Origin of the sequence: Aureibaculum luteum, from assembly GCF_003449015.1 — a bacterium.
GTDB lineage: Bacteria > Bacteroidota > Bacteroidia > Flavobacteriales > Flavobacteriaceae > Aureibaculum > Aureibaculum luteum.
In genome coordinates this window covers 310,703-323,400 of sequence record NZ_QRGD01000005.1, presented here as the reverse complement: position 1 = coordinate 323,400, position 12,698 = coordinate 310,703, and the positions used below count along the sequence as shown (strand labels likewise).

The window sequence follows — 12,698 nt, the reverse complement described above, 5'->3', positions numbered from 1 at the left end:
TTTTAATATTTACCTTAAAATAACGATATTTGTAATATGTTAAAAAAGATTATTGTCGGCATCATTTTTATTGTATTGCTGTTGTTTGTAATCCAATACATTTATCCACAAAAAATGAAATTGAAAGTAGGAGACTCTGTTCCAATATTTACTTTAAAAGACCAAGATAATAATGACGTTAATGTTGCCAATTTTATTGGTGAAAAAGCAATGGTCATTTATTTTTATCCTAAAGACGATACGCCAGGTTGTACAAAAGAAGCCTGTAAATTTAGAGATGAGTTTGAAGCTTTTACAGATTTAAATGTAAAAGTAATTGGTATCAGTTCTGATGACGTTGAATCGCACAAAAAATTTGCTAAAAAATATCGATTGCCATTTACACTATTGGCCGATACTGAAAATAAAATTAGAAAGCTTTTTGGTGTACCAAAGAGTATGTTAGGTTTAATTCCTGGGAGAGTCACTTATATAATAAATAAAAAAGGAAAAATAATTCATATATTTAATAGTCAGTTTGGAGCTGAAAAACATATCACAGAAGCATTATTAAAACTTAAAGAAATATAAAAATGAGCATACAATATCCATTAAAATTTGAGCCTATTCTAAAAGAAAGAATTTGGGGAGGTAAAAAACTAAATAGCGTCCTAAATAAAGTTACTGATAAAGAAAATATTGGTGAAAGTTGGGAGTTGTCAGATGTAAAAGGTGATGTTTCTATAGTTGCTAATGGTAAATATAAAGGTAAATCATTAGAATTTCTTATCAATGAATATAAAGACACCTTACTGGGTAAAAAAGTTTATAAAAATTTCGGAAACAATTTTCCGTTATTGATAAAATTTATTGACGCTAAAGAAGCATTAAGTATACAATTACATCCAAATGATGCGTTGGCAAAAAAACGTCATAATTCTTTTGGAAAAACGGAGATGTGGTATGTAATGCAAGCGGATAAAGCGGCTAATTTAATTGTAGGTTTTCAAAAACATTCTAACAAAGAAGAGTATCTAAAACATTTAGAAAATAAGTCATTGCTAGAAATTCTTAATGTTGATGAAGTTGAAAAAGGTGACGTTTATTTTATTCCTACAGGTAGAATTCATGCTATTGGTGCTGGGGTTTTATTGGCTGAAATTCAACAAACAAGTGATGTTACTTATAGAATTTATGATTGGGATAGAAAGGACGATCAAGGAAATGGAAGAGAGTTACATACGGAATTGGCATTAGACGCAATAGATTATTCCGCCATTGACACGTATAAATCAGACTACACGTCAGAAGTTAATGCAAGTATAAATATAGTTGATTGTCAGTATTTTACAACGAATATTATTGAATTGGAAGGTAAAATTTCAATTGATAATTCAGCTAAAGACTCATTTGTAATTTATATGGCGGTAGATGGTAACGTAACAATTTGTTATAATGATGACAAAGAGATTCAATTAAATAAAGGAGAGACGGTATTAATGCCGGCTTGTCTTTCTCAATATGTTCTTAAATCAGAAGAGAAATCTGAAGTTTTAGAGGTTTATATAAAATAAAATTTTAACGCAAATTCTATTGGTTTTTATCTTAAATTTGCAGAAATTATAAAATAAAAGTTATGGCAAGTGTAAAAAACTTAAAGAAAGATATTAATTACGTTTTATCAGATATTATTGAAGAGTGTTATATGTGGCAAATGTTACAAGACGATCCAAAGAATGTAGATAAAGCTGAAAAAATTATAGATGAAGCTATTGCTACTTTTGATGAACTGATTGTAAAAGTAAACAACAAAGATGTAGATGATAAAAAAGCTCATTTTAAAGCGTTAAAATCAGAACTTCAAACAAAAGGAGAAACGCTTTTAGCAAAGATTGAAAAACTGTAATCTATAGTCACTAAATGTGTTATAAATTTTAAGAAAAATTTTAACACATTGTGATAAAATAATTGCCTAACTTTATCGTTGATGAATTAGTGAATGTCATTTATTTCTATGAATATTCATGATATCAATTAAACCCATTAACGATATGGCTAGAGCAATTTTTGAATACACTAAAACGGTCTTGAAAAAGGTGAGTTTTAATGTGGAATTATTTTGTAAAGAATTAGAGAAAGCTTTAAATAGGTTATTACCCTATGAGATTGATGAATTAAAAATTTGGCTACAAGAGTACACGGTAAATAAGCCTGAACTTTATGTTTGTATGAATATTGTCAATCCAAAAAGATAGCTCAGATTCTAGTTATCTTTTAAGTGGACTTATTATTTTAACATCATTAAAGGCAATTACGCCCCTAATTATACCATCAATTACTTCTTTTAAGGCATCAATTAATTGTATTTTTAATTGTGACTTATGATATATAATACTTATTTCTCTAGAAGGAGTAGGGTTTTTAAAAGATTTCACCAATTTTTTATCATTTTCATTTAAGTCCTGGGTTTGTAAATAGGGTAGTAGTGTCATACCTAACCCTTCTTTTGTCAATTTTATCAAAGTATCAAAACTCCCGCTTTCTAATCTAAAATGATGTAGATCTTCTTTTTTCAAACTATTGCATAAGTTAAGAATATTGTCTTTAAAACAATGTCCGTCTTCTAACAATAATATATCGTCAATATCTAAATCTTCAACGGATAATTCCGTTACATTAGCAAGGCGATGATTACTATCTAAAAAGCCTACAAATGGCTCGTAATATAGTGGTCGTTCTTTAATAGAAGCAATTTCTAACGGAGTGGCAGCAATACCCGCATCTAAATGACCGTCAGATAATTTTTTAACAATATCTTCTGTTGTTAATTCTTCAATAACCAAATTAATTTTAGGGTATTTTTTTAAAAATGTTTTTAAAAATAATGGAAGTAATGTTGGCATTACTGTAGGTATTATTCCTAATTTGAATTCACCTCCTATAAATCCTTTTTGTTGATCTACGATATCAGTAATTCTATTACTTTCATTAACAATAACCTTGGCCTGTTCAATTATTTTCTCACCAATTGGGGTAAGTTCAATTGGTTTTTTTTTACGATTGAAAATAATAACATCTAGCTCATCTTCTAACTTTTGTATTTGCATACTTAAGGTTGGCTGAGTTACAAAACATTTTTCGGAAGCCAATGTGAAATTTTTGTGTTCTGCAACAGCAAGGACGTAGGTGAGTTGAGTAATAGTCATTTAAAATGATGTATAAGTTTTGGCTATAAAAATATAAAAACTATCAATCATTATTATAATAATTATTAAATAAGTTAAGATAAATTTGTATTGCGTTAAAAGGGTAAAATATTTAAACTCATATTGCGAATGATAAGAATAAGTATATGTTCTTGAATATTTTAAAAGCGGTTATTTAGATGTATTACTCAATCGCATTTAAAGCAAAAATTAATTATAAAATAAAATTTAAAATAGTATGGAAACAACAACATTAGGATTAGATGAAATTAAAGTAAATGAATTAGCAACAGAATTAAATGGATTGTTGGCAAACTATCAAATATATTATCAAAACTTAAGAGGGTTGCATTGGAATATTAAAGGGAAAAATTTCTTCCAATTACATGAGAAATTTGAAGAATTATATAATGATTCTCAATTGAAAATTGATGAAATTGCTGAACGTATTCTAACTTTAGAAAGTACACCCTTACACACTTTTGATGATTATACAGAACTCTCAAAGGTACCTGTAGGAAAAAATATTTCAAAAGATGTAGAAGCAGTAACCTTAGTAGTAACTTCACTAAAGCAATTAATTCAGATTGAGCGTGTTATATTAGATAAATCTGGAGAAGCAGATGATGAAGGAACAAATGCCATGATGAGCGACTTTATTTCTGAACAAGAAAAAACAGTTTGGATGTTAAAAGCTTGGTTGGCTTAATTTATTAGGGATTACTCAATGTTTATTCGGTAATAAATGCTACCTCTACCTAAGCACTGAGTAATCCCAATAATTCTAAGAATTCCAGAATTTTCGCTTCTTATCGAGAAGAGCTTCTTGTTCTGCATATTCTTCAGGTGATAGTACTTTTAAAAATGAAGGGTGCTGTTCAATTGCATATTCTAATTTTTCTACAATATCTGCAATTGAATCATTTTCATAGTCAATATCCATAGGAGGTTTTATAACCATGGATTGTAAAATGTTTCGCTTTTTTAGTTGTAAACCTGTTTTGTCATAGGCTCTTCGAAAACCGTCAATCACTATAGGTATTACAATAGGCTTCGCTTCTTTTATAATAAATGCTGTACCTCTTCTAATCGGTTTAAATGGAGTAGTTGTGCCTTGTGGAAATGTAATAACCCAACCATCATTTAGAGCTTTTTCTATATTGCTTATGTCAGACATTTTTACCTGACGATTTACGTTTTTGCCTTTACTTCGCCAAGTACGTTCAATAGAAATAGATCCTGTGTATGCAAATATTTTCGGTAATATTCCCGATTTCATGGTTTCAAGAGCGGCAACATAGTAGATATTTAATTTAGGTTGCCAAATGTATCCTACATTTTTAATAGAATCATCTCTACCGCTTAAAGCGGCATTAAAAACATGGAGCATTGCTGCTACATCGGCAAAATAGGTTTGATGGTTTGAAACAAATAAAACATTTTTTCCGGGTAAATTTCTTAGTATATCAGTGCCTTCAATTTCTAATTTGTTAAAACCTTGATATCTCCCATGCGATATTAGTCCAAGTACTCGTATTAAGAACTTTTTTAAAAATAATGCATTACCAAAAGGGTCCTGTTTATAAAATTTCATTAAGGTTAAAATAGGTTGTTAAACATCAAATTTACAAAAGATATTACTAATTAATACATTTAAATAAGTCTTTTATCTCACTCAAAATCATTGCAGTAGCACCCCAAACCACATAACTATTTAATTTAAAGCAGGGTACATCTATATTTTCCATATAAGATGTGGTCATATTTTTTGTACTTAAAGATTTATCATCAATTAAATCGCTCACTAAAACTTCAATTAGCGTTTCTACTTCATAATTAATGGAAAAAGTAGGTGTTTTATTTAGGTAGCCTAAAAATGGGTATACCCAAAAGTTACTAGGGGGTATGTATGTTTTGGTCATTTCTCTTAAAATGATTACGTCATTTTTATCGATCCCAATTTCTTCTTCATTTTCACGAAGTGCGGTGTCAACTAAACGTTTATCACTTTTATCTTTTTTACCTCCAGGTAAACTTATTTGAGCGGCATGTACTCCTTTATAATTAGACCTTAAGGTCAGTATAACTCTAGTGTTGTTGTTTTCGTCAGGATAGAATAATACCATAACGGCAGATTCTCTAGGGTTTTTGTTTTTGATGTCGTTTAAAGAAAATACTTTTCTTAATTCAGGAGCCATTTTAAATTGTGATTCCTCGCCACCAAGTCTTCGCTTTTTAAGATTATTAATTTGTGTTAAAAACGAGTTGAAGTCCATTTAAATTTTTAGTTTTACGGAGAATTTATTCAAAATTACAATTTATTATCTTGAAAGGATTCTAAAAATAGTTCGACTTAAAAAAAAATAATTATTTATGAAAATAGGTATCGTGTGTTATCCTACTTATGGTGGTAGTGGAGTAGTTGCAACTGAATTGGGTATAGCGTTAGCAAAAAAAGGACATGAAGTACATTTTATTACGTATAATCAGCCTGTTAGGTTAAATGCACTATCTAATAATATTCACTTTCATGAAGTCTTTGTAGAAGAATATCCACTGTTTCATTACCAACCTTATGAATTGGCTCTCTCAAGTAAATTGGTAGCTATGGTAAAGTTACATGATATTGAGCTCTTACATGTACACTATGCAATACCTCACGCTTATGCAGCCTATATGGCAAAACAAATGTTGAAAGCGGACGGTATTCATATTCCATTTGTAACCACCCTCCATGGTACAGATATAACACTAGTTGGAAGTCATCCTAACTATAAAAATGCAGTAGAGTTCAGTATTAATAATTCTGATGCAGTAACTGTAGTTTCTGAAAGTTTAAAAAAGGATACCTTACGGTTATTTAATATAAAAAAAGATATAAAGGTAATCTATAATTTTATCGATTTTGAAAAATATGATTCTTTAGATAATGAACCTTGTTTAAGAGGAAATCTAGCTAATAAAGACGAACGAATTATTACGCATATTAGTAATTTTAGACCTGTAAAACGCATCCCTGATGTTATTGATGTGTTTTATAAAACGCAACAAAAAATTAAAGCTCAATTATTGATGGTTGGAGATGGACCTGAAAGAGATGCTGCTGAAAAAAAATCTATGGAATTAGGTATTGCAGATCATGTTAAGTTTTTAGGTAATAGTGTAGAGTTGGCAAAAATTTTATGCTTAACAGATTTATTCTTGTTACCGTCTCAAACAGAAAGTTTTGGTTTGGCGGCATTAGAAGCAATGGCGGCCAAAACACCAGTAATTTCCTCTAATTCGGGTGGATTACCAGAGGTTAATATTGAAGGGAAAACAGGATTTTTAAGTGATGTTGGTGATACCGATGCTATGTCAAAAAATGCTATTTATCTTTTGTCGGATGATGAACGATTAGAAACGTTTAAAAACAATGCGTACCAATTTGCAAAGCGATTTACTATTGACAAAATATTACCTGAATACGAAGAGGTTTATAGAATGGTAAAAGAAGGTTGCTGTTAATGTGAAAATGAGTTTCAATAGCTATTGAAATTGAATCTAGTAAAAAAAATAAAAAATAATGAATAAACAAACCACGGCAGTTCTTTTGAATCTAGTTATTTCTCTTTTGGTTTTTACTTTAATTTGGATTGTGTTGAAGTTTGTGGTTCATATTGAGTCTAATATTATATTAATTGTGATTACGGCCTTTTTGACGAGAATAATTTGCCCAACGATTTCATCTGTTGAAACTCAAAGTGGAGAACAGATTCAACTGAAGTCAATTTTTAGTAAAAAAGTATTTCTAATAAATAATAAATAAAAAGTTTGAACTATAAGTGTATAATTTTTGATTGTGATGGTGTATTAGTAGATAGTGAAGCTATTTCTACACAGGTTATGGTTGATTTACTAAAAACAGTTGATTATCATATTGATATAGAAAAGGCTATTGATTTATTTACAGGATTGGCATTGAAGGATAATTTTACCCTTGTAGAAAAGAAATTGGGTAGAAAATTACCTGAAGATTTTGAGGAAACTTATAGAGCCTTGTCTTTCGAGGCATTTCAACGCGATTTAAAACCCATAAAAGGGGTTCATACTTTATTAGATAAGCTTACTATTCCTTATTGTGTAGCTTCTAGTGGTCCGATAAACAAGATAAAATTGAATTTAAAGGTAACTAAATTATCACATTATTTTAATGATAATATTTTTAGTTGCTACCAAATTAACAGCTGGAAACCTGAACCTGATATCTTTTTACATGCAGCAAAGACTATGGGGTTTAAACCTGAAGAATGCGTTGTTATTGAAGATAGTTTACCAGGAGTAACTGCGGCAAAAGCAGGTGGTTTTGATGTGTATGCTCTTGAAAACGAAAGTAATAAAACAATGTTGGCTGGTGTTGAAGTTCCTATTTTTACTGATATGAGTGCCTTAGAGCGTGTTTTAGGGCTTTAAAATGTTACTAATAATTCTCTCTTAATTACCTACTGCTATTAAGGCCAATTAAAACAAACGTTGATCTGCCACTTTTCGCTTATCATATTTTATATCACTAAGTACAGAAGATTTGATACCAATAAAGAAATAATAGGTTGTACTATTACCAAAAGGCACCCAGTTAAAACTCATACGCCAACTGTCTAAGTCACGTTCAAAACTTAAGTTGGTATATGTAACTCCTCTATTTTTAAAATCGTACCCAGAAGAAAGTCCAACGCTCCATTTAGGTGACAATTCAATGTTACCTGAAAATTGAAGTGAGTTATTTGAAAGCTCATTTTGCCTAGTTGAATTTGAATACCCAACATTATACCTAAGGCTTAAAGTCCATGGCAGTGTGGCTCCATATAGATTTGCTACCTTGGTTTTACTTTCTTCTTGGTCGTCTTTTACGTTTCTAGTGGTTATATCACTTCCGAATAAGCTATCCTCATCTCCCTTATTTCCTTTAGGAGGTTTATTTTTATCCTCTTTGGCGTCTTTTTTATTAAATATATCACTAGAGATAGAATAACTAGCAGACATGTTTGCCTGAGTAAGTCTAAATAAACTACCGTCATTATTTATATTATACGTGTTAATTCTTCTACCACTAGCACTTAACGCATAAGGGTCTAATGTAGCACTTGCATTCAAACTTAACTTATTGTCTAATATAGTAGTACCAGCGGTCATCCTAACAGGGCTCCAATTTAAAGAGTCAGCCGCAATATTGTAACTTGTTGAAAAATTCAGATTGTTTAATAATTTAATCTTTTCAGGTTCTGTTGCCGTGGAATCTTTTGACATCATTTTAGCTTCGAAAGTGTTGTTAAGACTAAGGCCAATGCTACTCGATAATCCCCTCGAAGGTGAACCATAAATACCTCCATCAAAACGACTGTATTCTAAAAAATCATCATCATCTTCACTTTGTTGAACTTCATCGTAAAAATTACTAAAGTCGGGTCGGTAATTAAAAGAAACCGAAGGACGCATTACATGACGTATTGCCTGTAATCTTCCTTTTTTAAAATTAAACATCCCGTAAAGGGTTGTAGAAGCTGAAACTCCAGCAGAGTACTCTCTAAAAGCATCAAATTGATTTACAGTATCTTTTTCTATTTCATCTAACTCGGCATTATATCTTTGTTCTACCGTTTTTAAATACCAAACTTCATTGTAATTTGCAGATGGTGAAAGCGTTATGTACTTCAAAGCTTTCATATTAGTACTAGCGGAAACCGTATGTTTTGCTCCAGAACGAGCATCTTTAAACATGTCAGATTTTAAAAACTGATCATCATCCGTAGAGATTCTATTCTGAGCATCAAAACTATAACTTAAACCAAGACTTTGAATGGGGTTTTTCTTTGCACCTGACTTAGGGGCAAAGGGATAAATTCGGTCCATTCCAATTTGTAATGACGGTAAGGTCATATCAATTTTTTCAGTATTTGTATTTTGACTATGCGTCATGGCAATATTCATATTGAAAGGTGTACCTACAAATTTTTTGTAAAAATTTATTGAGGAGTTGAATGTATTTGTTACAGTCTGACCAATGTTGTACTCATTTAATGATTCTCTAAAATACTGACTGCTTCCTAAATTAACCGAAACTGAAAATCGAGAATTAGGAGAGGCTTGCTGTGACGGGCTATGTGACCAGCGTAAATAAAAATTATTTCTCTTATTAAAAGTACTAAACCCACGTTGTCCTGTTATTAAATTTTCAAAGCGTAAGTTAAAATTCCCTGAGAAACGATACCTGACGGCATAATTAGACTCAAATCGCATTCCCCAACTACCATTTGTGTATACATCACCTAAAACAGCAAGATCTATATAGTCGCTAATGGCAAAATAATAGCCACCATTTTGAAGAAAAAAACCTTGACTGCTATTTTCTCCATAAGTAGGAATCAAAAAACCAGAAACAGATCGTTCTTTGGTCAATGGTACATAAAAGAAAGGTAATATAGCTGGTGTGGGTACATCTGCTAATTTTAATTGAGAAAGACCACCTACAATTTTTTTACCTGGAACTAATTTAATATTTCTGGTAATAATTTCGTAATCAGGTTTGTCTTTAGTAGACGTTGTAAAATGAGCTCTATCTAAATAAAATACCGAGTCGTTTTCTCTTTTAGTAATTTCTCCTCTAACAATGACACCTTCTTGAACGGTTTTGGTATTGTAAATAATTGCTTTTTCATTTTTGAAATTATAAATCAATGAATCTTGTTCACTTTCTTGACCAGCCTGTTTAAATTGAGGTTTTTGGGTATAAGCACCACTACTATCAATTATTCCCTTGGCATAGGCTAAATTTTTATCATAATCGATCTTTATAATCCCAGCTTGTAAATCAATATCTTGATATAATATTTGGGCATTATTATATAAAATTGCGGTTTTATTTTCAAAGTCATTTTTAATATAATCGGAAGCTTTTTTTAGAATAGAATCATCTAAATACTCTTTGGGTTTAAAAGAATCTATTTTGGTGGTATCTATTGCTTTTAAAGAAGCTGCATCAGGAAGTTGAATAGTGTCGTTAATAGAAAACCCTTTTAGACCTATAATAGTATTTTTTAATGGTTCAAGAGAATCTCTCTTTTGAGTTGTGTTTTGAGCGTTTACAAATAGGCAACCTGTCCCTAAAAAAAGGAAAACAAAAACTATATACTTAAAATTTGATTGCAATGCTATAAATAGTATTTTTGTAAACGTTAAATTTGGCTTAGTTTTTGAAACTACAAACTTACATATATTTTTTAAGTGGAATAAGCTAAAAAATAGTTAATAATTAATAATTTTATGAATACTCCTTTGTTTAAAACAACAATTAAAAAGTTTTTTTTGTTGTCATTTGCTTTTCTTCTAGTATTACAAGCCAATACTGTTTTTGCTCAAAAAAAGTTTAAAGTAGTTATAGATGCTGGTCACGGAGGTACAGATCCTGGAAATTTAGGGAATGGATATTTTGAAAAAGATATTGTTTTAAAAATAGCTTTAGAAGTAGGTAAGCTGTTGAAATCTGATGAAAGTTTTGAGGTTATCTACACACGTGACGATGATACTTTTATCGAATTAGATCAAAGAGGTAAAATAGCACAGAAATCAAAAGCTGATTTATTTGTTTCAATCCACTGTGACTCATGGGTTAAATCCTCTGTGCATGGTGCTGGTACATTTGTACTGGGATTAAGGGGTAATAATGGTAATTTTAGAATTGCACAAAAAGAAAACTCGGTAATTTTATTGGAAGATAATTACGAAGAGAAATATGATGGTTTTGATCCTAATTCCCCTGAATCTGTAATTGGAATTACATTAATGCAAGAGGAGTATTTAGACCAAAGTTTAACTATTGCTAGTTTGATACAAAAAAACATGGTAAATGATCAAAAGCGTCATGATAGAATGGTTAAGCAAGACAATTTTTTAGTGCTACGTGAAACTTTTATGCCAAGTGTGTTAGTTGAAACTGGGTTTTTAACTAATAAGGCGGAAGGAGCCTATTTAGACTCTAAAAAAGGGCAACAAGAAATGGCCAAATCAATCTTTAAAGCCATTAAGTCATATAAAAAACAAATTGATGCCAATACTGTTGTAGAAGTAAAGGCTAAGGTGAAGCCGAAAGTAGATACAACTCCAAAAACAAGAATTGTAAAAGGGGTTGATTTTAAAGTTCAAATTTCTTCAAGTACAAAAAGAGTAGCTACAGCGTCTTATAATTTTAAAGGCTTAAAAGGTATAGAGAGAGTTAGGGTAGGGGCACATCATAAATATTATTATGGCTTAACCTCTGATTATAATAAAGCAGTGGACTTAAGAACAGAAGCGAAGGCTAAAGGATTTAAAGGAGCATTTATTGTGGCCTTTAAAAATGAGAAAAAGATTTCAGTAAAGGATGCCTTAGCATCGAAGTAAAAATTCACGCTTAACTTTCTACTCACGGAAATAATTAGTAATATTGCTTCTTATTAAATAATTTATGGTTAAAATTTCTAGAGAATTAAAAACAGGAATAATTGCAGTGCTAACCATTGCACTTTTTGTTTGGGGGTTTAACTTTATAAAAGGGAATAATCTTTTTGAGAGTGGTAGAAAGTTTTATGTAGAATACGAAAATGTTCAAGGACTTTCTGTTTCAGCTCCAGTCACTATTAATGGGTTAAAGGTTGGTGTAGTTGATCGGATTTATTTTCATCCTGAAAAAGTAGGTGTACTCGTTGTTAATTTTTCTTTAGAGAATGATTTTGCATTTACTAAAAATAGTATTGCCGAAATTTATAGTCCCGACTTTATAAGTGGTAAATCCATAAAAATACTTCCTGCATATGGTGGTAGTAATGCTGTTTCTGGTGACACATTAGCAGGTAATATAGAAGCTGGTATTTTAGGTGCATTGAATGATCAAATTGCACCATTACAATCTAAGGTTACTAGTTTTTTAACTAATGCTGATACACTTTTGATAGGTGTTAATGCTATTCTTAATCCTAAAAAACAGTTAGAAATAAAAGAAGCTATTACTTCTTTAAATTCAATATTATCTACATTTAAAACGGCCTCAAGATCATTAGATAATATGTTGGCGGAAAACGGTAAAGTAGATTCTATTTTAACAAACGCCACCATAGCATCTCATAATTTGGTTAGTTTAACTGACTCCTTAAATGAGTCGCAAATTAAACAGACCGTTCAGAAATTACAAGGTACTATTACTAAGTTTAATGGTATTCTAACAAATATTGAAGATGGTAATGGTTCTATAGGTAAATTACTTAAAGATGAAGGTCTATATAATAATCTAGAGGCGGCTTCAAAAGAAATGGAAGAATTACTTTTTGAACTAAAAGTTAACCCTAAAAGATTTGTTCATTTTTCATTATTTGGAAAAAAAGCAAAAGCTTATACACCCGAAGTTGAAGAAATTAAGTAGTAGAATTTTCACTTATTGTGTATAACTAAAACCTTCAATTTTACTGGTACTAAGGTCTACTTATTGCAAGCAATAAAAAGTTG

At 30.6% G+C, this 12,698-nt stretch carries 13 protein-coding genes; 9 read left to right on the top strand and 4 right to left on the bottom strand.

Features of this window, described 5'->3' with window-relative positions:
- Positions 1 to 114: 114 nt before the first annotated feature.
- The 4 genes from D3P13_RS13620 to D3P13_RS13605 all read left to right on the top strand — a co-directional run bounded on the left by D3P13_RS13620 (position 115) and on the right by D3P13_RS13605 (position 2,234).
- Positions 115 to 570 carry a peroxiredoxin gene (locus D3P13_RS13620; RefSeq protein WP_117883464.1) on the top strand — a complete coding sequence of 152 codons (456 nt, stop codon included), beginning with the start codon at positions 115 to 117 and terminating at the stop codon, positions 568 to 570.
- Positions 571 to 572: 2 nt separating this feature from the next.
- Positions 573 to 1,553 (top strand): type I phosphomannose isomerase catalytic subunit, encoded by a 981-nt coding sequence (locus D3P13_RS13615; RefSeq protein ID WP_117883342.1) that lies wholly within the window; start codon positions 573 to 575, stop codon positions 1,551 to 1,553.
- Between the two features lie 62 nt (positions 1,554 to 1,615).
- Positions 1,616 to 1,885, top strand: coding sequence for a hypothetical protein (locus D3P13_RS13610; protein WP_117883340.1), 270 nt, complete (start codon positions 1,616 to 1,618; stop codon positions 1,883 to 1,885).
- A 145-nt stretch (positions 1,886 to 2,030) separates the two neighbouring features.
- Positions 2,031 to 2,234: a hypothetical protein gene (locus D3P13_RS13605; protein WP_117883462.1), complete on the top strand. Its 204-nt coding sequence runs from the start codon at positions 2,031 to 2,033 to the stop codon at positions 2,232 to 2,234.
- Positions 2,235 to 2,246: 12 nt separating this feature from the next.
- Here D3P13_RS13605 and D3P13_RS13600 read toward each other — a convergent pair whose 3' ends face one another.
- A complete protein-coding gene (locus tag D3P13_RS13600) occupies positions 2,247 to 3,185 on the bottom strand; it encodes a LysR family transcriptional regulator (RefSeq protein ID WP_117883337.1) in 939 nt (312 codons plus the stop codon).
- 238 nt (positions 3,186 to 3,423) lie between these two features.
- Here D3P13_RS13600 and D3P13_RS13595 point away from each other — a divergent pair, with 238 nt between their 5' ends.
- Positions 3,424 to 3,894: a Dps family protein gene (locus D3P13_RS13595; protein WP_117883335.1), complete on the top strand. Its 471-nt coding sequence runs from the start codon at positions 3,424 to 3,426 to the stop codon at positions 3,892 to 3,894.
- 75 nt (positions 3,895 to 3,969) lie between these two features.
- On the opposite strand, the gene D3P13_RS13590 is transcribed toward D3P13_RS13595, so the two are convergent.
- Positions 3,970 to 4,779 carry a lysophospholipid acyltransferase family protein gene (locus D3P13_RS13590; protein WP_117883333.1) on the bottom strand — a complete coding sequence of 270 codons (810 nt, stop codon included), beginning with the start codon at positions 4,777 to 4,779 and terminating at the stop codon, positions 3,970 to 3,972.
- Positions 4,780 to 4,825: 46 nt separating this feature from the next.
- The gene (locus tag D3P13_RS13585; protein ID WP_117883331.1) at positions 4,826 to 5,461 is read right to left on the bottom strand and encodes an NUDIX hydrolase; all 636 of its coding nucleotides are present in this window, start codon (positions 5,459 to 5,461) and stop codon (positions 4,826 to 4,828) included.
- 97 nt (positions 5,462 to 5,558) lie between these two features.
- Between D3P13_RS13585 and bshA the strand changes: the two genes are divergently transcribed.
- Positions 5,559 to 6,692: an N-acetyl-alpha-D-glucosaminyl L-malate synthase BshA gene (bshA, locus tag D3P13_RS13580; RefSeq protein WP_117883329.1), complete on the top strand. Its 1,134-nt coding sequence runs from the start codon at positions 5,559 to 5,561 to the stop codon at positions 6,690 to 6,692.
- Between the two features lie 306 nt (positions 6,693 to 6,998).
- On the top strand, positions 6,999 to 7,637 hold the full coding sequence (locus D3P13_RS13570) for an HAD family hydrolase (protein WP_157972921.1): 639 nt from the start codon (positions 6,999 to 7,001) through the stop codon (positions 7,635 to 7,637).
- 48 nt (positions 7,638 to 7,685) lie between these two features.
- On the opposite strand, the gene D3P13_RS13565 is transcribed toward D3P13_RS13570, so the two are convergent.
- Positions 7,686 to 10,370 carry a putative LPS assembly protein LptD gene (locus tag D3P13_RS13565; RefSeq protein WP_117883323.1) on the bottom strand — a complete coding sequence of 895 codons (2,685 nt, stop codon included), beginning with the start codon at positions 10,368 to 10,370 and terminating at the stop codon, positions 7,686 to 7,688.
- 114 nt (positions 10,371 to 10,484) lie between these two features.
- Here D3P13_RS13565 and D3P13_RS13560 point away from each other — a divergent pair, with 114 nt between their 5' ends.
- Together D3P13_RS13560 and D3P13_RS13555 are read left to right on the top strand one after the other, a co-directional pair.
- Entirely contained in the window at positions 10,485 to 11,600 is a 1,116-nt protein-coding gene (locus D3P13_RS13560) for an N-acetylmuramoyl-L-alanine amidase family protein (RefSeq protein WP_117883322.1), read from the top strand.
- A 64-nt stretch (positions 11,601 to 11,664) separates the two neighbouring features.
- Positions 11,665 to 12,615 (top strand): MlaD family protein, encoded by a 951-nt coding sequence (locus D3P13_RS13555; RefSeq protein WP_117883320.1) that lies wholly within the window; start codon positions 11,665 to 11,667, stop codon positions 12,613 to 12,615.
- Positions 12,616 to 12,698: the final 83 nt, after the last annotated feature.